The following is a 22,537-nucleotide window of genomic DNA, read 5'->3' as shown; positions in this document are numbered from 1 at the left end:
TGGTCATGCACTTTGTGAGTCTCTCACCCGTTATAAAAACAACCCAAACAGTTTTGAGAATATCTGGGTGAATACCGGACCGGGTACAACGACTATTGGGGCGATAAAGTATCTTTATGATGTCACGCCAGAGTGGGCGGACCATGCCTGTGGTGATGGGGTTTTGCTTGGGCATCATAGCCGTGCAGTCGCCAGTTATGGGCATGATGAACTGGCCTATAAAGCCTTTTCTGAAGGAAACTGGCGTAAAGCCAGACCGCCGCATCGTCGGGCATAAATTATGCCTCTTTCCATGCTGAGTGTGTAGGGGAGCTTGCCTGTGTACAACCTTGTGGAAAGTGTGGATTGCTACCTTGCACCGCACATCTGCGAAGGCCACATATAGGCAATTGCCAAGATTAAAGAGAAAGTTTGCCCTATGAGCACAGTGACCATTTCTGTTCTAAAAGAGTTTGTTTCCAAGGCCTCAGCCCTGCACCAGACATGGAAAGCCAGCAAGCCTTCCGCCTCAGAACTTTCCTGGCGGGAATGTGTGGAAGATGAGAACTACAAGGACGCTGTCGTGGATAGAGATTTTCTGGCAGAGCTGACAAAAGCCAACATTCCGTATGAGATGTCGGAAGCTGTTTAAAACAGCAGATGCATTTTAAGATTGGGTAAGAAAAAACCGCCTTTCGGCGGTTTTTTTGTGGTTACTTGAGTGTTGGTTCCAGATCAGATTTCTTTTTATAAAATGGTAATTCAATAAAGGAATAAGAGAGCGTGGCAAAAAGAATGGCCATGCTGATGCCGGAAGCAGCAAAAAGTTCGGATGATATTCTTAAACCGTAAGACTGGCGGATATCCTGCATAATATCCCACACAACAATGTGGCACAGATAAAAGGAGTAAGTAATTTCACCACCCCAGTAGCTTAGAAAGGCCAGTGGTTTTGGCACAGTCAACGTGCCGCATTTTAAGGCCGCATACACCACGCACACACACGCCAGAATAGAGACAATGCTGATGGCAAAAGGCATCATCTGGTTCTGAAATGCAGCAGGGACGGCTGTAGACGCAACAAGGCCAAAAATAAGCAGAAAGACAGAAAGTGTTGCAGGAATTTGTGGTGCTTTTGCACGTATAACATCACCTATCCCCTGTGTATTCACAAGATGATAAGCAATAAGCCCCCATATAAACCCTGTGGGGCGGTACCATCCCCAATCAACGCCACCGGGTAGCCAGAAAAGCAGCAGAACAGCCAAAGCATAAACGAAGGGGATAAAAAACTTTCTGCCTATGGTGAAGAATAAAAGCGGCAGAACAATATAAAACTGGTTTTCAAGCGATAAAGACCAATACCAGCCTAAGGGGCTGGGAGAGGCTGCATTTTCAAAGTTTCTGATATATAAAATAGAAGTCAGCCATTTATAGAACAGGCTGGTTTGATCCCCCCACAAGCCGCGATTGGATGAAATAAGGCCCGCTGTGAGTGTTACGGTGATCCAGAAAAAGGCAGCAGGAAAAAGCCTGAGAAATCTTTTCTTGAAGAAATCGAGGGAGAAGGAAACTTTTTCTGCCAATGCCATATTGGGTTTGGATTTACCCAAAACCATATAGCCCATGAAATAACCGGATATAACAAAGAAAATATCTACACCCAACCAAGGGCGTAATACTGTTCCCAGGCTTTCTCCAAAATGTGGGTGGATATTGGTACGAAGTGATGCCTGATGCGCCATAACAACCAAGGCAATGGAGATAATGCGCATCAGCTGTATTTCTATATTTTTGTTATATTTACCCATCATATGGCCCTAATATGAAAATATTTTTAGGGTTCATATCGGGCAGGGGGGCGGTTGACTATATTCTTGGGCTGATATCATGAAAATTACAGCCATGCATGATGCGGGATGGTTAGTAGAACCATGAAAAACGCATTCAGCAGAGTGCCCAGATTTATACAGGGTATGGGCAAATCATCAGCGTGACTCACATGGGTTGTGCCCGTTATCCACAGGCTTACCCACCGGAGCATCCGCAGAATCTGTGGACAAGGCCACTAAGCTTGGCAGTCAAGATGGCTGCGGATAAAAACTTCAGGGATGGTATAAATCCTGCTCCAGAAAGGTCTGAACGCGCAGGAAGGCTTCTTCTTCTGTTTCGTTTTCAGCAATGCCCAACCACGAGGGCTTGCGCCGGGCAATCCATCCCAACATCTTACCGCTCAGGCTTTGAAAGAGCGGAATATCTTCCGCCAGCAGTAAAATCCCCAAGGGCAGCATCCACACACCCAACACAGGTAAAAAAGAAAGCAGCCCACCCAGAATTAACAGCAGCCCAGATGGCAGACGCACCCATTTTTGCTCGGGTTTGCGTAACCACTGTATGCCACGGCGCATTTTGGTGGGTAGTTTTGCCGTTATCATTTGCGTGCGGCGTTCACGCAGGGCCTCTGGTGTATCGGTGCTGGAAGGTGAGGGCTGCTCCATTTCTGCTCCATAACTGTGGCTGATTGGGTTTTATGTGCCTTTGTTTGGGCGTTATCTTTTCTATAAAGGTATTTCGTATTTTATGGCATTCAACAAAGGCAGCATTGTGTATTCAAAACAGGGCTTCACGCTGGTATCCGTGCAATGAGTGTGCGTGTTGCGAAAATATGCTTGGGCGTGGTTTTGGCCAGCCTGCCAGTTTCTGCTGCTTGGGCGCAGGAAAACGCAGCATGTCAGGCTTTTGGGCCAGAAAACAGATTGCCCGCCCTAACGCGGCCTTTCATGCTAAAGCAGACAGAACTGCTTTGTAACACAGGCTATGCTGTTTTGGTTTCATCTGTCACGCACACACCTTTGTGGGCGGCGGAGCATTTGCAGGCCAATAATGTGCGCCTTGCAGAACGCTTGATGCGTGCAGGCACTTTTTATGCAGATTCCCGCTGGCCAGATGGCAGCCGAGATCAGGATTACAAAAAATCCGGCTATAGCAGAGGGCACATGGCCCTCAGTGCGGACCAGCCAACGCCTACAGCACAATTTGAAACTTTTGCGTATTCCAACATGGTACCGCAATCCATTGTGCTTAATCAGGGTATTTGGGCACGTATTGAATACACGGTGCGGGAATTGGCTGTGCAGGAGGGTGATGTGTATGTGGTCACCGGCCCTGCTTTTCATGGGCATCCTATTTCAACCATTGGGCCAGACCACGTGTTTGTACCGTCTTCTACATGGAAGGCTGTGTATTCCGCACATCGTCAGGCTGCGGGCGTGTATGTCTGCAAGAACGTGCAACGTTCTCCACATTGCGATCAGGTGACTGTGGCAACCCTTATTCGCAATACAGGGGTAGATCCGTTTCCGGCGGTGGCGGACACCATTAAGCAGAGTTTCTGGCGCTTGCCGTCACCGCGCAAAATACGGCGGTAAGTGTTGGGAGAAAGCGGTACAAGCCACAATTTTCACGTAGGTTGTACACGTTATCCACAGGCTTACCCACCGGAGCATCCGCAGAATCTGTGGGCGACTCTGCTGGCAAGAGGTTTTATTGGCTGATGCCAAGCCAAGGGCCAGCCCAGATCATCAGCAGGTACAAAACAATGGTTAAGCCGCAGCCACTGGCCAGCGCGGGCCAGAAATGCACGCCACACCGCATCAGCCACGGCATGAACAAAAACATGGGCAGGGAAGGCAGCACATACCAGAACGTGGCACTCACATGGGCTTCCATCCGTGCGGGATCATGCGTTTCCAGCCAAAGCCAGATCATGCCAAATACGGAAACAAGGGGTAGGGCAGCAACCAGCGCGCCAAATCCGGGGTAACGGCGCGCCAAAGTGGAAACCAGAGCAATAATGAGAGCTGAAAGCAGAGTTTTGAGAAGAAAGAACATTCAGGTATCAGACAATAAATAAAAAACGCCTGACTATAATATATTTTTTAATATAGATGAATTGTATCACCCCACCCGGCGCATTAAATTAATTTTCAGGATATCATCCGTTATCTTTTGAAAATTTAAATCAGTTTGGATTAGTTTTTATGCGTTTAAAAGCTCTTTTTGCAGCATCTGCTGTATTGCTCACCAGTTTTTCTGTGGCACAGGCAGGCACCGTGCACACCACGTGGGAAAAGTTCAAGGCTGGCCATGCCATGCATCGCCTTTCCGTTGATGGCCAGAAAGCCATGATGGATGTGTTTCAGGCGCGTGATCTGCTGGCTCAGGGCAAAACAGATGCCGCCATTCCGCCGCTGTATGATGCGCAAAAGCGCTTCAAGGCCGCCAGTGCAGATAACAAGAAGTTCTTTGCGACAGAAAGCCAGCTTCAGCCAGCCCCGCAGCATCCGGTTTCTGCAAACCATACGCCAGTTGCCAACCCCACAACATGGGTGCCAGTTGGCGGTGAATTTATTGTAAGCGAAACACTGGCTCCAGAAAAACAGGCAGCACTGGCTAACGCCAACAAGCAGTTCCAGGCAGGGCAGACCCAGCAGGCACAGCAGAGCCTGCAGGTTGTGGGTGAAGATGCAGACTTCATTTTGGCCCTTGCACCACTGGAACAGAGCGAAGGCGCTCTGTACCGCGCAAAAGTGTTTACAGAAGGCCGCCAGCCTCAGCAGGCTGTAGAAGCGCTTAACCAGCTTCTGGATGGCATTGTTTTTGTTTCTGACGATGTGGTGGAAAAAGTGGCTCCTTCCACACCGTCTAAAAAATCCAACTAAAACAACATACTGTGTTGCAAGGCAGGGGTGGAGAGCAAAAAAGTTCTCCCCCCCTGCTTTTTTATGTTGCGTTTATTGAGAATGGTTCTTATTATCAAAATTGTCGCGGCGATGAAGGCGTTTCTGCTGGTGGGGCAAGGGGCATCGTCGCGACAACTCTTGGTTCGTCTTGATTTATCCCGTTCAATCCCCGGTTCCTATCTGGAATGTTTTTGCATCCCCGGTCATTCCAGATAGGTCTTTTAAGTTCCCCTTGCCCCACCAGACTATCTTCTTCCTTATAAAATATCAGGGTTTTTCAGGTAGGGCCCGGTAGGGCACAACGCCTCTGGCATCACTTCCTGTATCCAGCATCCGGCCCGAAACAGGCAAAGATCTGTGGCTGCAATTATCCCGCACACAGGCGCGGCAGCCGGGGCCAATGGGCACAACCAATCTGTGGTCATTCAGGTTTAAACCATCTGCATAAACCGTTTTTGCGGCATCGCTTATGGTGCAGCCCAGCACAATGGCAATCTGCCGTGGGCGGTCTGTATAGGTTACGCCCTCATGCCCCACTGTGCGGGCAACGTTGAGGTAAATGGAATCATCCGTGGTTTGAGAAAGCTGTACCTGTACCTGCCCCGGTGTGGCAAAAGCCCGAAAGATGTTCCACAACGGGCAGGGGCCACCAAACCGTGCCTGAGAAAAACGGTTGGCAGAAAAACTTTTAAGAATATTTCCCGCAATATCCAGTTTGAGAAAATAAAAGGGAATACCCTCCATGCCCGGGCGCTGCAATGTGCTTAACCTGTGACTTATCTGTTCAAAACTGGTGCCAAAATGGCGGCGCAGGCGCTCAATATCATAACGCATGGTCTGTGCTGCGTGCAGGAAGCGCGTATAGGGCAACAGCAAGGCCCCGGCAAAGTAGTTGCCCAGATAAACACGGCCCAGTTCCAGCGCGTTTTTCTCTTTGGGGCCTTCACGCCGTAAAATGCTGCTTATCAGGCGGGTATGGTCTCGTTGGCCAATAATCTGCGCCAGATAGAACAGCGTGCTTTCCGGCGGTTGGTCTGGGGGTAAAAGAATGGTGCGGCGGTGCCGGTCTATCCGCCACACCAGCCCGCCTTCTTCCAGCGCCGGGTCTTGCTGCGTGTGCAAGCCGTGCTGATCAAGCAGATAGGTTTTTAAGGCTTCGGCCAAGCCGTTTTCGAGATCAAGATTTTCGTAAAATTTTTCGGCAGCACAATCGAGTTCATGAAAATAGTTGCGATGTTGCTGTACCCAGTCTCCTACCGTTTCATATGGCTCCAGCGGAGGGGAGGGAGAAAGGGTGTCGCTTTCACGCTCCTGCTCAAATTTATAGGCGCGGTAAAGGGTTAAAAATGCTGCGCATAAATCCGGGTTGGCATGTACGGCATCTGCCATTTTGGCCAAAGGTAAGGATGCATTTTTAAATACAGGGTCTGCCATGGTTTCGCGCATGGCCTGCACGGTATGGGCTTCTTTGGTGTTGCTGAACCATGCCGGGGTCAGGTCAAAGCGTTCACACAGCTTTTGCAACAGGGGGTGCGGAACAGGCCGGTGGTTACGTTCTAACTGGTTAAGGTAACTTGGTGATATGTCAAGCATGTCTGCCAAGTTGGCTTGGGTCAGGGTTTCGCGTTGGCGCAACTGCCGCAAGCGCGGGCCAGCAAAAAGCTTGGTTCTGGTTTGTGGCATGGTACGAACTTCGCAAACTTCGCAAACGGGAACATTCCCTTCGCCTCTTTTTACTCTTATCTCTCTGCCGCTCAAAACAACACTCTGCAACACTCCCCTCACGATCAAATTCCGATCATGAGGTAAAAACAATGCAGTATCATGATGTGCGTGTTCATCCAGAAAGCGACCGTCTGCCACGGTCCGAACAGCTTGCGTGGAAAATTGCGCAGGTGGCGGCAGATCCGGTGCCGGTGGAGGCCGCAGTTACGGATATGATTATCAACCGGCTGATAGATAACGCATCTGTTGCCATGGCCTCTGTAAACCGTCATTCCGTAATGAGCGCGCGGGCCGAGGCTCTGGCACATCGGCGGGAAGGTGGCGCCACGGTGTTTGGCATGGGGCCAAATGTGCGTGTGCATGCAGAATGGGCCGCATGGGCCAATGGCACTGCCGTGCGTGAGCTGGATTTTCATGATACGTTTTTAGCGGAAGAATATTCTCATCCGGGCGATAATATTCCCGGCATTCTGGCGGTTGCCCAGCAGTGCCGCCGCAGCGGTGCAGATTTAATCCGTGGTGCCGCCACGGGGTATGAAATTCAGATAGATCTTGCCCGTGCCATTTGTTTGCACAAACACAAGATAGATCATGTGGCGCATCTTGGCCCATCTGTGGCTGCGGGTATTGGCACGCTCATGCGCCTGCCGCCAGCGGTTATCTATCAGGCCATTGGGCAGGCTTTGCACGTTACCACCGCTACGCGCCAAAGCCGCAAGGGTGAAATTTCATCATGGAAAGCCTATGCCCCGGCCCATGCCAGCAAAATGGCGGTAGAAGCCGTTGACCGCGCCATGATGGGCGAAACATCTCCAACCCCGATTTATGAAGGGGAAGATGGTGTTATTGCCTGGATGCTGGATGGTAAAAATGCGCATTATCGTGTGCCATTGCCAGAAATGGGTGAACCCAAACGCGCTATTCTGTCATCCTTCACCAAGGAACATTCGGCAGAATATCAAAGCCAGGCGCTTATTGATCTTGCCTTTCGTATGGGCCAGAAAATCAAAAACTGGGATGATGTTGATGATGTGCTGATAGAAACCAGCCATCACACACATTACGTTATTGGCACGGGCTCGAACGATCCGCAAAAGTTTGATCCGCAAGCCTCGCGGGAAACGCTGGATCATTCCATCATGTATATTGTGGCCGTGGCCTTGCAGGATGGTAGCTGGCACCACGTGCATTCCTACGCGCCAGAACGTGCCCGCAGGCCAGATACCGTGCGGCTCTGGCGCAAGATCCACACAATAGAAAAACCTGAGTGGACACAAAGGTATCACGAAACAGATCCAGACAAAAAAGCCTTTGGTGGCCGCATTGTTATCCGCATGAAGGATGGCTCGGTTATTGCGGATGAACTGGCTGTTGCCAACGCTCATACTCTGGGGGCCACGCCGTGGCAGCGGGCTGATTATATCCGTAAGTTCCAGACACTTTCAGAAGGTATTGTGCCGCATCAGGAAGCCGAGAGGTTTTTGGATATTGTGCAAAACCTGCCCAACCTGAAAGCCGGAGAACTGCACATGCTGGAAATCGCCATTCCGGAGCGGGATATCCGCCAGAACACTGCGGAAGGCATTTTCAATTTCGGGCAGGCCAAGCCCGCTACGGTTACGGCTGCTACCTCTACGGCTCTGGCTTCCTAAACAGGCGATAACGCACAGGAAGGAATAGAACAATGACAACGCATCTGCACAGAAAACCAAAAAAATCTGTTGCGCTGTCAGGCACGGTTGCGGGCAACACGGCGCTCAGCACTGTGGGGCAGAGCGGGAATGATCTGCATTATCGTGGGTACGATATCAAAGATCTTGCACGCGCCAGCACGTTTGAGGAGGTCGCACACCTTCTTATTCACGGTTATCTGCCCAATAGTGCAGAGCTGGAAGCCTACAGGCGGCATCTGGCCAGCATGCGGGATATTCCTGCCATTGTGCGTGCCGCTCTGGAACGTCTGCCAGCCGCTACACACCCTATGGATGTTTTGCGCACGGCGGTTTCCGTTCTGGGCTGTGCACTGCCAGAACGGAGCGATTGCCCCACCGCCGGTGCGCGGGATATTGCGGATAGGCTTGTGGCCTCGTTAGGCTCCATGTTGCTGTATTGGTATCATTTCTCCAACCACGGTCGGCGGATAGATACCAATACGGATGATGAAAGCGTGGGCGGGCACTTTTTACATCTTCTGCATGGCAAAGCACCATCGGAGGATTGGGTGCAGGCCATGCACACATCCCTTATTCTGTATGCCGAGCATGAATTCAACGCCTCCACATTTACCGCCAGAGTGGTGGCTGGCACGGGTTCGGATATGTATTCCGCCGTAACAGCCGCCATAGGTGCCCTGCGTGGCCCCAAGCATGGTGGTGCCAATGAGGTGGCGCTGGATATTCAGCAACGCTATCGCACAGCGGATGAGGCCGAGGAGGATATTCTCAGGCGTCTGGAAAATCGTGAAGTCATCATCGGTTTTGGGCACCCGGTTTATACCATAGCAGATCCGCGCAACGAGATTATCAAGGAAACCGCACGTAACCTTTCACGCCGTAATGGCAACATGCGGCTGTATCATGTTGCCGAGCGGATTGAACGGATTATGGATGAACAGAAAAAGATGTTCCCTAATCTGGATTGGTTCAGCGCGGTTTCTTACAACGCCATGGGTATTCCCACGGCCATGTTTACACCTATCTTTGTAATTGCCCGCGTAACAGGGTGGTGCGCCCACATTATGGAACAGCGGCAGGATGGAAAAATCATTCGCCCGTCTGCCAATTATGTGGGGCCGGATAATCGGCCTTTTGTGCCCCTGCGTGAACGCGATGGTCTGGAGCATGCAGCATGACATATCTGGTAGGCAAGGATCTGCCGCAAACACCAGCCGGGCAGCGGTTTCGCGCTTTGCTGAACAAACCGGGCATTATGCAAATTCCCGGTGCACATAACGGGCAGGCGGCATTGCAGGCCAAGGATAACGGCTTTCAGGCTCTTTATCTTTCAGGCGCGGCCATGTCTGCCAGCATGGGGCTGCCTGATCTGGGTATTATCACTATTGAGGATGCGTGTTTCTTTATCCGCCAGATTGCACGGGCCTCCGGCCTGCCGCTTTTGGTAGATGGTGATACCGGATATGGTGAAGTGCTGAATGTTATGCACATGGTCAGGGCTTTTGAAGATGCCGGTGCCGCTGCCGTGCATATTGAGGACCAGATCCTGCCCAAAAAATGCGGGCATCTGAATAACAAAAAGCTCGCCACCCCGCAGGAGATGGCACAAAAGGTGGCCGCAGCAGCCAAGGCCCGGCGTGATATGGTAATTATTGCCCGCACAGATGCCGCCAGCTCAGAAGGACTAGATGGTGCAGTAGCTCGCGCCCGTTTGTATTACGAGGCCGGAGCAGATGCTATTTTCCCCGAAGCACTGATTTCTGAAGATATGTTCAGGGAGTTTGTACGCCGTATGCCCGATGTACCCCTGCTTGCCAACATGACGGAATTTGGCCGTTCTCCTTATTTCACGGCATCTCAGTTTGAAGATATGGGGTACCGTATGGTCATCTGGCCTGTCAGTTCCCTACGGGCGGCCAATAAGGCGCAGGAGGATTTGTACAAAACCATTGCACGCACAGGCGGTACGCAGGACATGCTGCCCCGTATGCAAACGCGAGAGGAACTGTACAAAACAATCCGGTATTATGATTATGAATCATTGGACGCAGGCATTGTGGCCACGGTTCTGCCGCACATCGGTCAGGCCGATCGCAACGCCGCCTGAACATTCTCTTTCTATCCCGAACAACAAACAACAAAAAAGTAAGGGAGACGGAACAATGTCGGAAAACATCACTATCCTGCCTACACAGTATGCAGATTACCCGGCTCTGATGCCACCTGCGGAACTGGCCGCCATGCAGCGCTATGCACGCCGAGACCCGGATGGTTTCTGGCTGCAACAGGCCCGGCGTGTGCACTGGCACCGCAAGCCCAGGCGCGGCTTTACGGGCAGCTTTACGGGTGATGTGTCCATAAGCTGGTTTGAAGATGGCCTTATCAACGCATCCGTATGCTGTATTGATAAGCATCTGACAGACAAGGCCGATCAGGTTGCCCTTATCAGCCACCGTGAAGGCCGGGCCGAGGCAGAAAAAATTACATATGCCATGCTGCATGAACGGGTTTGCCGCCTGTCTAACGCGCTGGTGCATTTGGGGGTGGAGGAAGGGCAGCGCGTTGCCATTTGCCTGCCCATGATTTCAGAAGCCGTGGTGGCCATGCTGGCCTGTGCGCGTATTGGCGCGGTGCATGTGGTGCTGTTTGGTGGTTTTTCGGCAGAAGGTATTGCAGAACGTATTATAGATAGCGGTGCAGTTGCGGTAGTTACCGCCAGCGAAAGCATGCGCGGCAACAAGATTGTGCCGTTTAAAGCCATTATGGATGAAGCCCTGTGCAAGGCAGGTGCAGAAAGTGGCGTGCGGGCTGTTCTGGTTGTGCGCACGTCTGATGCCCCAGTTCCCATGCTGCCTGGAAGAGATTACGATTTTCATGATTTTGTAGATTCGTTTGAGGCAGATTTTGTGCCCGTTGTTATGCGGGCAGAAGCGCCATTATTTATGCTCTACACATCTGGCAGCACAGGCAAGCCCAAAGCGGTTGTGCATGCCACTGGTGGCTATATGGTGTGGGCGGCGTACACCATGGGCATGGTGTACCATCATCAACCCGGTGATGTTCTGTGGTGCACGGCAGATGTAGCATGGATAACCGGGCATACATCCGTTGTGTATGGCCCGCTGGCTAATGGCGGCACCACCATGATTTCCGATAGCCTGCCTTCATACCCCGCTCCGGGCAGATGGTTGGATCTGGTGGATGAGCACAAGGTGACCATGCTGTTTACTGCCCCCACAGCCGTGCGCGCCATGATGGCCGATGGTGATGATGTGGTGAACGCCCGCAATCTGGAGTCTCTGCGTTTGCTGGGTGTGGCGGGGGAGCCCATAAGCCCGGATGCGTGGCTGTGGTATCACGATGTTGTGGGTAAAAAGCGTTGCCCCGTGGTGGATACATGGTGGCAGACAGAAACCGCCGGCATTGTGCTGGGGCCAGTGCCGGGTGTGCAACCGCTTAAACCCGGCTCTGCCAGCACGCCGCTGCCGGGGTTGGAAATGGTCATAGCCGATACACAGGGCAGGCCGGTGCAGGGGCCTGCAGAAGGTAGCCTGTGCATTGCGCGTTCATGGCCGGGGCAGGCCCGCACAATCTGGAAAGATCATGCTCGCTTCTGCCAGACATATTTTGGTATGGTTCCGGGGCATTATTTCACGGGTGATGGCGCACGGCGAGATGCCGATGGCTATTACTGGATTACGGGGCGCATGGACGATGTTATCAATATTGCAGGGCACCGTTTGGGTACAGCAGAAGTGGAAGATGCGTTGGCAGCAGATCATCGTATTGTGGAATCTGCTGCAGTGGGCATCCCGCACCCGGTAAAGGGGCAGGCGCTGGCGGTATTTGTTATCCAGCGCCAGAACGTGGCTACGGAACTGACAGAAAAAGGCATAAGCCGCCTTATCTCCGGTATGTTGGGGCGTTATGCCACGCCAGAGGCCGTTTATCTGGTGCCAGATCTGCCTCGCACCCGTTCTGGCAAGATTGTACGCCGCCTGCTGCGCAAAATTGCCAGTGGGGAAATGGATAATCTGGGAGATCTTTCATCGCTGAATGATCCTTCCATCGTGCGTATGCTGTGTGACAGAGTATGGAGCCACATGGCTTTTGATGAGGAATCTGCACCTCGCACACAGGCAAGGGCCTGACCTTAAAGCGAGGTTTTACAAGTTTGCTTCGCGCGGCAAGATGCTTCAGGGCCGGGGGAACCCCTCGGCCCTGTTGTGTGTTCTGTTCCTAACAAACGGGCTGATGTTGGCTTATCACGCAAAAATGGGCGCACTGGCGGGGTCGTGATCTGAGATTCACTGGCTGCTGCAAGGGCTTGCGTGGCACCATCACGGTAAAAACAGGTTGTAGAACCGGAGCTGTGAATGACCGAGCCTTCTTTTTCGTCTGTAACACCGTCTACTCTGCCTGATCAGTCGGTAGATAAAGCAACAGCTCGCCATGTTGTGCTGGCATCCTTTCTGGCGTGGATGTTGGATGCATGTGATTTCTTTATTGTGTTGTTCACACTTGATGATGTGGCGCGCAGTTTTAACGTTTCCCTGCAAAGTGTGCTGCTTGCGCCCACACTTACGTTGATGACACGGCCATTAGGGGCTTTTCTGTGCGGGCGCGCGGCCGATAAATATGGCCGCAAACCTGTGCTGATTTTAACAATTATTATTTATTCCCTTATAGAATTGGCATCGGCCTTTGCGCCAACGCTTGTTATATTTTTGGCGCTGCGCACCCTATTCGGCATTGCCCTTGGGGGCGAATGGGGGGTGGGTACATCCCTGATTATGGAAAGCGTGCCCAAAAGCTGGCGAGGTACGGCCTCAGGTATTTTGCAGGCAGGGTATCCTGCGGGGTATTTGCTGGCATCTCTGGTATTTTTGCTCTTACCGGTTTTGGGGTGGCGTGGGTTGTTTGTGCTGGGCAGCGGGGCTATTTTTTCTGCCCTGTATATCTGGCTGCGTGTGCCAGAAAGCCCGGATTGGCTGGCCCGGCAGAAGGCCGATACACAACACGGAAGTGCAGAAGCACATCTTGGCTTGTTGGCCATTATAAAAGGCAATGCGGCATTATGTGTTTTTGCCGTGGTGCTGATGGCTGCTTTCAATTTCATGAGCCACGGTTCTCAGGATCTCTACCCCAAAGTGTTTTTGGCGCTGGAACGGCATGTGCCGCCAACGTCCATTACAACTGTTGTGGTGCTGTATAATCTGGCTGCCATTGCGGGCGGGTTGTTCTTTGGGTTTCTGTCGCAAAAAATCGGGCGGCAATATGCCATTATTCTTGCCGCGGCCTTAACACTGCCTTTGCTGCCATTATGGACACTTCCACATTCTCTGCTTTGGCTGGGGTTGGGCGCTGTGTGTATCCAGTTCTGTATTCAGGGCGCGTGGGGTGTGGTGCCTGCCTATTTAAGCGAGCTTTCTCCGCCTTCTGTGCGGGCCACGTTCCCCGGCCTTGCCTATCAGTGCGGGAACCTTATTGCCGCCAGTAACGCTTTGCTTCAAACATGGTTTGCTACCCAGTTGGGTATGGGGCTGGCACCTGCGCTTATGTTGGCTGTTGGGGGTGGCGCAGTGGTTGTGCTGGTGCTTACACTCCTGAATGCCCGGCTGTATCCACAACGGATATAAATACAGCAGGCAGGTGGCAACGCGCAGGAAGGAAAAAACGGTTTGGCTTTTATACGGTATCTGGGCGCATGTATGGTGTTGGCAAGCGCTGGGCTAACATATGCGCAGGCACACGCAGCAACACCGGCAGAACAGCGGGTTATCACGCGCAATGTGCCCCCGCGCCCGGTGCCGCCGCTGGCCACCGCGCAGGTGCAGGGGGATGACCTGCACGCAAAAGCCCAACCGGTCAATCTCTCTGCTTTGGGCCTGCAAGCGGCTGTAAAGGTGGCGGACAACCAGCCATGCCCCGCCAACAGCCTGCTTTTGGGGAAAGATGAAAACCCAACAGCCGGGCAAACATGCCGTGTGGCCACTCTGGAAGTGCACGCACCAGAACACCCCGTATTTATCCAAACCCTCGGCAGCCTGATGGCGGAAGATAGCGGCGGGTTAATGGATTTGCATCTTTCCCTGTACCAGCTTGCGCCAAACGGGCAGAAGAATGCTCTGCCGCAGGTTGTGGTTTCGGGCTACACAGGTGGGGCGCATTGTTGCCAGGCCGCCGCTATTGTAGAGGCCGCCCCGCAAGGCCAATGGCGTGTGCTCTCCCTACCTGCACAAAATGGCGGAGGCGAGCCCATTGTGCAGGATATTGCGCGAGATGGCACCCGCCAGCTTGTATATACGGATGAGCGGTTTGATTACGCCTTTGCCTCTCACGCAGGGTCGGCCATGCCGGTGGTGCTGTATCAGTATCAGGATGGCCAGTTGCAGAATGTTACGGCGCAGCCGCGGTTTGCAGCCTATTTGCGTAACCAGCTTGCGCAGGATTCCGCACAGTGGCGCAAAACGGGGGTAACGGAAGTAAACGGCTATCTGGCCGCCTATGTAGCCACCAGTGCGAATATTGGGGAACTGAACGCAGGCTGGCGCTACATGATGGCGCGCTATGATACGCACTCTGACTTTGCAGAAACATGGTGCGCGCTGGATAAAGCCGCATGGCCCCAGAACAAGGATGGCGCATCCTGCCCCAAGCAGTTTGTAAAAACCGTGCCGTTTCCGCAAACTCTGGCGCAATCTCTGGTGCAGTGGGGGTACATGACACCCCAGCAGAGTGCTGCTCTTGGCTATGATATAGACAAAATAAAGCAGAACCAGCAGCAGGTTATTGCCACCACCACCAAGGCGTGGCGTGCTGCTCACTAGGCAGATTATACCCCCGCTGGCAGGCAGATTTGTGCCAGAGCAAAACACAGCCTAAAACTTGGGTCTGTTTTGCCATGTTCTGCCAGCGGGAGTGTAATGGAAGATCTGTTTGAAGGGCACAATGTGGGCACGGCCCGCCCCCTGAAACTTTCAGAAGATGTTGTGAGCACCGCCACCTATGGCGGGCCGGACAAATGCTACCGTTATAAGCTCAAACGGGTGTGGGACCCATCACGCCCGCTGGTGATGTGGCTGATGATGAACCCATCTGTTGCCACCGAATATGGGGATGACCGCACCGTGGCCAAATGCCAGCGCTATGCCCGTGCATGGGGGTATGGCGGTATTCTGGTGGGCAATACCTTTGCGTATCGGTGCACGGATCAGCTTCGGCTGCTGGAAACGCCAGACCCGGTAGGGCCGGAAAATGATAAAGCCCTGCTGGAAATGGCGCAGGAAGCCAACAAGGTGATTGCAGCCTATGGCACGCCGCACCACAAGGCCCTGCTGGCTCGTGGGCCGGAGGTGGTGCACATGCTCCAGCAACACGGCATTACGGTGGATGCATTGCGGTTAAGCAAAACAGGCCGCCCGTGCCATCCGCTCTATTTGCCTGCAAGCTTGCTGCCCGAGCCTTTGCCAACCAACCTGGTGCAAAGCTAACCGGCACATAACGGAAAGCAGCTTTCTGCCCATGTGTATTGACGCCAAGCCCCGTTCGGTATCCGATACACATAAGGGTGTTTGAGTTCTGCACATTATGCCTGTCACATTGAAAAATTGGGCGTGCTGTGCAGCAAAGTTAAGGGAAACATGCATATTATGGCCTTACAGAACACGCAGGGTGCCGCAGGCGGTTATCTGGCATCTGCCGAATTTGCTACCATGCTGGACAGGCTGGGTGAAGTGGCAGCACGTACGGGCCTGAACGTGGCCCACGGCCAGCAGGTCATTATTACGGCACCCCTCCATGCCGTGCCGTTGGTGCGCCGCATTACGGAACATGCGTACAAGGCCGGGGCCTCACTCGTCAGCACGTTTTATTCGGATGAGGAAACCACGCTGGCCCGTTACAAATACGCGGCGGAAGATACGTTTGATACCGCAGCAGGTTGGCTGGCTGGCGGGATGACAGAGGCTTTCCGCAACGGTGCCGCGCGTATGGCCATTACGGGGTCTAACCCGGCATTGCTGGCAGGGCAGAACCCGGAACATATTTCCCGCGCCAGCAGGGCCAATTCCCGCGTGAACCGGCCTGCCATGGAAATTATCACCAATTTTGATGTGAACTGGTGCATTGTGGCTGCGGCTTCTCCGGCGTGGGCGGCACAGGTGTTTCCTGATCTGCCGGTTGATCAGGCGGTAGAAAAACTGTGGCAGGCCATTTTTTCTGTCTCGCGCATTACGGGTGAAAACCCGGTAGCGGATTGGGAGGCCCATAATGCCGTGCTGCATCGCCGCGCTGCATTTTTGAATGATGCCCGTTACAGCGCGCTGCATTTTAAAGGCCCCGGCACAGACCTGATGGTGGGACTGGCAGATGGACATGAATGGGCAGCCGGTGCGGAAAAAGCTGGAAACGGCATTGTGTGCAACCCCAATATTCCCACCGAGGAAGTGTTTACAACACCGCATCGCCTCAAGGTGGATTGCACGGTGGCAGCCACCAAGCCGCTTTCTCATCAGGGCACATTGATTGAGGATATTCGCGTCAGGTTTGAAGCCGGACGCATTGTGGAAATGCACGCCAGCAAAGGCGAGGATGTGCTGGCCCGCGTGCTGGATACGGATGAAGGTGCGCGCCGTTTGGGGGAAGTGGCCCTTGTGCCTAACTCTTCCCCCATTTCGCGCAGCGGTATTTTGTTCCAGAACACATTGTTTGATGAAAACGCCGCCAGCCATATCGCATTGGGGCAATCTTACACCAAATGCATGCGTGATACGGCTGGGTTGGATGAGGCCGCATTGGCCGCACGCGGGGCCAATAGCAGCATGATCCATATAGACTGGATGATTGGTTCTGGGGACATTGATGTGGACGGCGTGGATGCCAAAGGTGAACGCGTGGCATTGATGCGCAAAGGTGAATGGGTGATAGAAGCATGAGACATACTCTAAAACTTTCCTTCCGCTCTGCTCTGCTGGGCGTTGTGGGGGCTGCGGCGGTTGTGGCTGGTACAGTGGCACAGGCGCAAACGGTTTCTACCGGTGGCAATGGCGCACCCAATTTAACGCCAGAGCAGGTAGCCACTTTGCAGCATGATATGGAAACCGCGCTGCATTATCATCTGGCCCCAAATGTGTTGCCGCGCTTGACCACGGCCCTGAAGGAAATTCAGGCCGCAGGCATTCAGCCGCCTTCACGCTTTGGCATGTCTCTGGACCAGCAGATTGCCCTTGTGCAGCAGGTGCCGGGTTTGGACCCAATTTTGCAAAAGAATGGCTTTTCAGCGCATGATTTTGTGATGAGCCTGACCTGCGTGGGCTTAACAGGCAGCCTGATGAACGTGCCTGCCAACCCCGGCAATACCAAAATGCCGCAACCCGAACCTGCCAATGTGGCTATTCTCAAATCCAACCCGCAGGATTTGCAAAATCTGGTTACGGTTTTGCGTTCAGCCCATCAGTCTGGTGGTGCGCTTTCGCACTAATTTCACACATACATATTGGGGTGTAAGAAAATGGCAGGTTTTTCCTGCCATTTTTTGTTTGTACGGTTTAATTTTTCTTCTTATGTGGTTTGGCGTGGCATGTTTCTGGCTTGGGCAGATCCAGCGCATGCAATGTACCTTTCATGCGGAAATCTCCAAAATCCAGCGTCAGATTATCAGAAACGCCATTGGCAAAATACCGCATGCCAATTTCATATTCCGGCATCATGTTCGGTGGTGTGCGTGCAAAAAAGGCCACATGCACCCGGCCAGATTGCAAAGTGTTCAGGGCGGAAAAATCCGTGGTGGGTGATGTATTGCCCCAGCCTAAAAGGGTTATGTACGTATCTGCTGCGCCATCTGGTGATGTGCCATCAAAGATAGGAGATGAAATCTCGGTTTTTCCGCTTCGGGCGGCATCCAGAATGGAAACGGTATGCTGGATGGGAAATAGCGTGCCAGCCGGAAGCGTAAGTGTTTTGGCTAAAGGTTTTTCATAATGCGCTGTGCCAGAACCATCCGGGCGCAGTGTGGCTTCCCCCCGCAGGTTCTGTAGCAATTTGCCGTTGGATGTTTCCATGGTCCGAAAGATCAGGTTGCGCCCATCTGCACTTTCAAACGTGGAATAGTCAGATACCAGATGTTCCACGCCGTTCTGGCGGGTTACACTTTGAATATCCAGCCGCTGTTGGGTGGACCATCCGCTGCACCCGTGCCGCACGCTGTAAAGCATGGTGCCCGTGGCCGATAACGTTTTGCCGCCAGAAGCTTCGGTGAGGGTGAGATCATACTCCGCGCGTTGCGAGGCAATCTGGTTGATATCTGTTTCGGAAAAAGAATGCGCGGTGTCGGGTGTCACACTGGGGCGTGTCTCGGCCGGTGTTGCGCTTTGCGTCACAGTGCCGGAAGGCACCACAGCGCCGGCTGTTTGTGCATGCGCCATGTGTAAGGGCAGGGCGGCCACGCTACCCAGCAGCACAGATGCAATGGCCTTGCGTACCGCATGGGCGCTATGCCCCGGCGTAAAGCAAAAACCTCGGGCAAGGGGTAGGGGCAGTGGCAGGCGGCGTGAACGTCTCATACTCGGTACAAAAAAACATCCGGCGCGGTCTTGCAACCACCCGGATGCCAAAAGGGCCATGGTGTGGCCCTTTTACATGCATATGTGAAAGCCTGATCAGTCTTTCTTGACAGCGGGTTTCAGGTTCAGCGCCAGGGAGAGTTCCTTCAGACGTTCCGGCGGAACAGGGGCCGGGGCGCCCATCATCAGGTCTTCGCCCTGCTGGTTCAGCGGGAACAGAATCACTTCACGGATGTTCGGTTCATCAGCCAGCAGCATCACAATACGGTCCACACCCGGGGCGGAGCCACCATGCGGCGGCGCACCGTAGCGGAAGGCGTTGAGCATACCGCCAAAGCGGGCTTCCACTTCGCTTTCCGGGTAACCAGCAATTTCAAAGGCGCGGATCATCACATCCGGCAGGTGGTTACGGATAGCGCCGGAAGAAAGCTCAATGCCGTTACACACAATGTCATACTGGTAAGCCAGAATATCCAGCGGGTTCTTGGTGTTCAGCGCTTCCAGGCCACCCTGTGGCATGGAGAACGGGTTGTGCGAGAAGTCAATCAGCCCCGTTTCTTCATTCAGCTCATACATCGGGAAGTCCGTGATCCAGCAGAAACGGAAGGCATCCTTTTCAATCAGATCCAGCTCTTCAGCAATGCGTGTGCGCACAAGGCCAGAGAACTTGGCCACATCATGCCCCTTGCCAGCGGCAAAGAACACGGCATCACCGGGGTTCAGCCCCAGCTTGGTGCGAATGGCTTCCACACGGTCGGCTTCAAGGTTCTTGGCAATCGGGCCTTGGCCACCTTCTTCTGCAAAGGTGATGTAACCCAGACCGCCAGCCCCGTTTTCACGCGCCCAGGCGTTCAGCTTGTCATAGAAGGAGCGGGGGCGGCCACCAGCACCGGGGGCCGGAATGGCGCGCACTTCACCACCATCAGCCGCAATGCGGGCAAACAGGCCAAAGCCGGAACCGGCAAAATCTTCCGTTACATCGGTAATCAGCAGCGGGTTGCGCAGGTCTGGCTTATCAGAACCATATACCTTCATGGCGCGGGCATAGGGAATACGCTCAAACGGCGCGGTGCTTACGGCACGGCCCTTGCCGAATTCCGTAAACAGGCCAGACATCACTTCTTCCAGAACGGCAAAAATTTCGTCCTGCGTGGCAAAGGCCATTTCAAAGTCGAGCTGGTAGAACTCACCGGGGGAGCGATCCGCGCGGGAGGCTTCATCACGGAAGCACGGAGCAATCTGGAAATAGCGGTCAAACCCGGCCACCATGGCAAGCTGCTTGAACTGCTGCGGAGCCTGCGGCAGGGCGTAAAACTTACCAGCATGGGTGCGAGAAGGCACCAGGAAGTCACGCGCACCTTCGGGGGAGGAGGCTGTTAGGATAGGGGTTTGGAACTCGGTAAAGCCCAGATCCGTCATGCGGCGGCGCATGCTGGCAATAATGGCGGAGCGCAGGCGGATGTTGGCGTGCACCTGTTCGCGCCGCAGATCGATATAGCGGTACCGCAGGCGCAGTTCGTCCGAATAATGTTCCTGCCCGGCAACCTGTAGCGGCAGCACAGCGGCGGAGGACTGCACAATCAGTTCACGCGCGCGCAGTTCAATATCACCCGTGGCAAGGTCCGGGTTGCGGGTGGTTTCATCACGCAGCACCACGTCACCGGTTACGGTTATCACGCTTTCCACGCGCAGGTGCTCGGCGGTTTCCATAACGGGGGAACCGGCGGGAATAACAATCTGCGTCAGGCCTGTTTCATCGCGCAGGTCAATAAACAGCAGCCCGCCGTGGTCCCGCTTGCTATGCACCCAGCCGGACAGGCGCGCGGTGGTGCCGGCATCGCTGGCGCGAAGGGCCGAACAGCTGTGGGAACGGTAAGGATGCATGGTCTTGTCCTGAAATCTGGCCCGGCGTTGCAGCAGGGGCGGTTTTTGGCAATGATTCCGTTGTGCCCGGAGGAAGCAGGGGAGCAGCGCTTATGTCAAGGCCGCACTGTATATCTTACGTCTTATAAGGCACCTTGCCCGCGCACGCAGCTGCGTAAATCCGCTGCCAGAGCGGCAATGGCTTCTGGCCGTGCATCCCATGCAAACATAAAGCGGCAGATACCCCCAAAAAACGTGTAAAAGCGCCAGCCACGGGCCCGCAATTCGTTCATCACAGGTTCAGGCATCAGCAAAAACACGGCGTTGGATTGCACGGGCCATGCCAGTTTGATGGAGGGAATATCCTCTACCGCCTGTGCAAATTGGCGTGCGCTGGCATTGGCGTGGCGCGCGTTATCCAGCCATGCGCCACTGTGGATCATGGCCAGCCACGGGGCGGAGAGAAAACGCATTTTAGAGGCTGTTTGCCCGCTCTGTCTGGCACGTTCGGCAAAACCCTGGGCCATGCTGCGTTTAAAAAACACCACGGCTTCCCCCATGGCCATGCCGTTTTTGGTGCCACCAAAGCTCAGGACATCCACGCCGGATTGCCATGTCATGGCCGCAGGTGTGCAGCCCAATGTGGCAACGGCGTTGGCAAAGCGTGCGCCATCCATATGCAGCCGCAAGCCGTGATCATGGCAGGCATTGGCAATGGCCCGAATCTCATCCACCGAATACACAAGCCCGTTTTCTGTGGGTTGCGTAATGGTTACCACTGCGGGGGTGGAAGCCCGCGGGCTGCTGGCGCGGCGGGCGGCCAGTTTTATGGCTTCTGGCGTAAGCTTACCATCTGGGGTGGGGGGCGTTATCAATTTGGCGCCGCCGGTAAAAAATTCTGGTGCGCCGCGTTCGGATGTTTCGGCATGTGCCACTTCCGAGGCAATAATGCTGCAATAGGGTGGGCACAATGTTGCCAGCGCCAGCGCATTGGCTGCGGTGCCGGTGAGCACAAAAAACACTGCGGCATCAGGCGCTTCAAACACATCTGCCACGGCCTTGGCGGCAAGGCGTGTCCAGGCATCATCCCCATATGCGGGGGTGGACCCCTTGGCCGCGCGGCTTATGGCTTCCAGCGCCTGCGGGCACAGGCCGGCATAGTTATCACTGCCAAACTGTTGCGGGGGCGTGGTGGTTTGCGGCAGGGGCATAAGCGGCTTCTCCGGCAGGGGCTTGTGGGGCAACAGGTGCCAAAGGCCGCCTTGTAGCGCAAGCTATACCTTGCTCCTGCACAGCTTTTGCTGTAAGGCGCTGCCACTGCGTGGGCACCCCTGGAGGCCTGCGTGATTAAGTTTTTTATGGAGAAGTCAACGTGTCCAAGATTACATCTATCGAAGCTTCGGCGCGCGCGAAGGCTGGTAAGGGGGCAGCGCGGGCAACGAGGCGTGCAGGGCTTGTTCCCGGCGTTATCTACGGCGGCAAGCAGGAACCCACCCTTATTGCTATCGACCCCCGCATTATCGTTAAGGGCATTCAGACATCTGGCTGGCGCTCTCGCGTGTATGAAATCAAGGTTGACGGCAAGGCAGAACGCGCTCTGGTGCGTGACGTGCAGCTGCACCCGGTGAAGGATTCCCCTGTTCACGTTGACTTCCTGCGTCTGGCCGCTGGTTCTCGCGTGCATGTTGAAGTGTCTGTTCACTTCGAAAACGAAGAAACATGCCCCGGCATCAAGCGTGGCGGTGTGCTGAACGTTGTGCGCCACACCATTGAAGTGGACGTGCCGGCAGACAACATTCCTGAATTCTTCACGGTTGACCTGTCCAAGCTGGACATTGCGGACAACGTGCGTTGGGAAGATGTGCAGGGCACCGAAGGCGTAACCCCGCTGACCCACGAAGAAAACTTTGTTGTGGCTTCCATTGCAGCACCTAGCGTGGACACCACCGAAGGCGCAGCAGAAGCTACGGAAGAAGCCGCTTCCTGATCGGAA

The 22,537-nt window shown here is 54.0% G+C and carries 21 protein-coding genes; 14 read left to right on the top strand and 7 right to left on the bottom strand.

What is annotated here, in order from left to right:
- Positions 1 to 67 precede the first annotated feature (67 nt).
- Together APA10_RS15345 and APA10_RS04435 are read left to right on the top strand one after the other, a co-directional pair.
- Positions 68 to 277, top strand: coding sequence for a hypothetical protein (locus APA10_RS15345; RefSeq protein ID WP_231111100.1), 210 nt, complete (start codon positions 68 to 70; stop codon positions 275 to 277).
- 141 nt (positions 278 to 418) lie between these two features.
- Positions 419 to 631 carry a hypothetical protein gene (locus APA10_RS04435; RefSeq protein WP_003623723.1) on the top strand — a complete coding sequence of 71 codons (213 nt, stop codon included), beginning with the start codon at positions 419 to 421 and terminating at the stop codon, positions 629 to 631.
- Between the two features lie 61 nt (positions 632 to 692).
- Here APA10_RS04435 and APA10_RS04430 read toward each other — a convergent pair whose 3' ends face one another.
- Positions 693 to 1,793, bottom strand: a complete 1,101-nt coding sequence (locus APA10_RS04430; RefSeq protein WP_003629991.1) for an acyltransferase family protein — start codon at positions 1,791 to 1,793, stop codon at positions 693 to 695.
- Positions 1,794 to 2,084: 291 nt separating this feature from the next.
- Positions 2,085 to 2,477 carry a hypothetical protein gene (locus tag APA10_RS04425; protein WP_003629993.1) on the bottom strand — a complete coding sequence of 131 codons (393 nt, stop codon included), beginning with the start codon at positions 2,475 to 2,477 and terminating at the stop codon, positions 2,085 to 2,087.
- Between the two features lie 144 nt (positions 2,478 to 2,621).
- On the opposite strand from APA10_RS04425, the gene APA10_RS04420 reads away from it, so the two are divergent.
- Entirely contained in the window at positions 2,622 to 3,407 is a 786-nt protein-coding gene (locus tag APA10_RS04420; RefSeq protein WP_003629994.1) for a DNA/RNA non-specific endonuclease, read from the top strand.
- 115 nt (positions 3,408 to 3,522) lie between these two features.
- On the opposite strand, the gene APA10_RS04415 is transcribed toward APA10_RS04420, so the two are convergent.
- Complete coding sequence (locus tag APA10_RS04415; RefSeq protein WP_003625037.1) at positions 3,523 to 3,870, bottom strand: DUF3147 family protein; 348 nt, start codon at positions 3,868 to 3,870, stop codon at positions 3,523 to 3,525.
- Positions 3,871 to 4,019: 149 nt separating this feature from the next.
- Here APA10_RS04415 and APA10_RS04410 point away from each other — a divergent pair, with 149 nt between their 5' ends.
- Positions 4,020 to 4,700, top strand: coding sequence for a YfdX family protein (locus APA10_RS04410; RefSeq protein ID WP_003629995.1), 681 nt, complete (start codon positions 4,020 to 4,022; stop codon positions 4,698 to 4,700).
- A 288-nt stretch (positions 4,701 to 4,988) separates the two neighbouring features.
- Here the strand turns inward: APA10_RS04410 and APA10_RS04405 are convergent, their stop codons facing one another.
- Positions 4,989 to 6,404 carry a helix-turn-helix domain-containing protein gene (locus APA10_RS04405; protein ID WP_003629996.1) on the bottom strand — a complete coding sequence of 472 codons (1,416 nt, stop codon included), beginning with the start codon at positions 6,402 to 6,404 and terminating at the stop codon, positions 4,989 to 4,991.
- Positions 6,405 to 6,535: 131 nt separating this feature from the next.
- On the opposite strand from APA10_RS04405, the gene APA10_RS04400 reads away from it, so the two are divergent.
- The 9 genes from APA10_RS04400 (at position 6,536) to APA10_RS04360 (ending at position 17,600) form a co-directional block, all read left to right on the top strand.
- Positions 6,536 to 8,098, top strand: a complete 1,563-nt coding sequence (locus APA10_RS04400) for an MmgE/PrpD family protein (RefSeq protein WP_003629997.1) — start codon at positions 6,536 to 6,538, stop codon at positions 8,096 to 8,098.
- Positions 8,099 to 8,130: 32 nt separating this feature from the next.
- On the top strand, positions 8,131 to 9,297 hold the full coding sequence (prpC, locus tag APA10_RS04395; protein ID WP_003629998.1) for a bifunctional 2-methylcitrate synthase/citrate synthase: 1,167 nt from the start codon (positions 8,131 to 8,133) through the stop codon (positions 9,295 to 9,297).
- Positions 9,294 to 10,226, top strand: a complete 933-nt coding sequence (gene prpB / locus APA10_RS04390) for a methylisocitrate lyase (RefSeq protein WP_003630000.1) — start codon at positions 9,294 to 9,296, stop codon at positions 10,224 to 10,226. The genes prpC and prpB overlap by 4 nt, the downstream gene beginning before the upstream one ends.
- 55 nt (positions 10,227 to 10,281) lie before the next feature.
- Positions 10,282 to 12,270 carry an acetate--CoA ligase gene (gene acs / locus APA10_RS04385; RefSeq protein WP_003630001.1) on the top strand — a complete coding sequence of 663 codons (1,989 nt, stop codon included), beginning with the start codon at positions 10,282 to 10,284 and terminating at the stop codon, positions 12,268 to 12,270.
- A 225-nt stretch (positions 12,271 to 12,495) separates the two neighbouring features.
- Complete coding sequence (locus tag APA10_RS04380; protein WP_003625024.1) at positions 12,496 to 13,758, top strand: MFS transporter; 1,263 nt, start codon at positions 12,496 to 12,498, stop codon at positions 13,756 to 13,758.
- A gap of 72 nt (positions 13,759 to 13,830) precedes the next feature.
- Positions 13,831 to 14,949 (top strand): hypothetical protein, encoded by a 1,119-nt coding sequence (locus APA10_RS04375; RefSeq protein WP_035365906.1) that lies wholly within the window; start codon positions 13,831 to 13,833, stop codon positions 14,947 to 14,949.
- Between the two features lie 96 nt (positions 14,950 to 15,045).
- The gene (locus APA10_RS04370; protein WP_003630005.1) at positions 15,046 to 15,612 is read left to right on the top strand and encodes a DUF1643 domain-containing protein; all 567 of its coding nucleotides are present in this window, start codon (positions 15,046 to 15,048) and stop codon (positions 15,610 to 15,612) included.
- Positions 15,613 to 15,762: 150 nt separating this feature from the next.
- Positions 15,763 to 17,055 (top strand): aminopeptidase, encoded by a 1,293-nt coding sequence (locus tag APA10_RS04365; protein ID WP_035365899.1) that lies wholly within the window; start codon positions 15,763 to 15,765, stop codon positions 17,053 to 17,055.
- Complete coding sequence (locus APA10_RS04360; RefSeq protein WP_003630008.1) at positions 17,052 to 17,600, top strand: hypothetical protein; 549 nt, start codon at positions 17,052 to 17,054, stop codon at positions 17,598 to 17,600. The genes APA10_RS04365 and APA10_RS04360 overlap by 4 nt, the downstream gene beginning before the upstream one ends.
- A 67-nt stretch (positions 17,601 to 17,667) precedes the next feature.
- Here APA10_RS04360 and APA10_RS04355 read toward each other — a convergent pair whose 3' ends face one another.
- The 3 genes from APA10_RS04355 to APA10_RS04345 form a co-directional block, all read right to left on the bottom strand.
- Complete coding sequence (locus APA10_RS04355) at positions 17,668 to 18,681, bottom strand: cell envelope integrity EipB family protein (RefSeq protein ID WP_035365908.1); 1,014 nt, start codon at positions 18,679 to 18,681, stop codon at positions 17,668 to 17,670.
- A gap of 96 nt (positions 18,682 to 18,777) precedes the next feature.
- Positions 18,778 to 20,565 (bottom strand): aspartate--tRNA ligase, encoded by a 1,788-nt coding sequence (gene aspS, locus APA10_RS04350; RefSeq protein WP_003630013.1) that lies wholly within the window; start codon positions 20,563 to 20,565, stop codon positions 18,778 to 18,780.
- A gap of 122 nt (positions 20,566 to 20,687) precedes the next feature.
- On the bottom strand, positions 20,688 to 21,755 hold the full coding sequence (locus tag APA10_RS04345; RefSeq protein ID WP_003630014.1) for a threonine aldolase family protein: 1,068 nt from the start codon (positions 21,753 to 21,755) through the stop codon (positions 20,688 to 20,690).
- Positions 21,756 to 21,916: 161 nt separating this feature from the next.
- On the opposite strand from APA10_RS04345, the gene APA10_RS04340 reads away from it, so the two are divergent.
- Positions 21,917 to 22,531: a 50S ribosomal protein L25/general stress protein Ctc gene (locus APA10_RS04340; RefSeq protein ID WP_003625004.1), complete on the top strand. Its 615-nt coding sequence runs from the start codon at positions 21,917 to 21,919 to the stop codon at positions 22,529 to 22,531.
- The last annotated feature ends 6 nt before the right edge of the window (positions 22,532 to 22,537 follow it).

It is taken from the genome of Acetobacter pasteurianus subsp. pasteurianus LMG 1262 = NBRC 106471, from assembly GCF_000285275.1.
In the GTDB taxonomy this organism is placed as follows: domain Bacteria; phylum Pseudomonadota; class Alphaproteobacteria; order Acetobacterales; family Acetobacteraceae; genus Acetobacter; species Acetobacter pasteurianus.
This window is presented reverse-complemented; position numbering and strand designations above follow the sequence as displayed.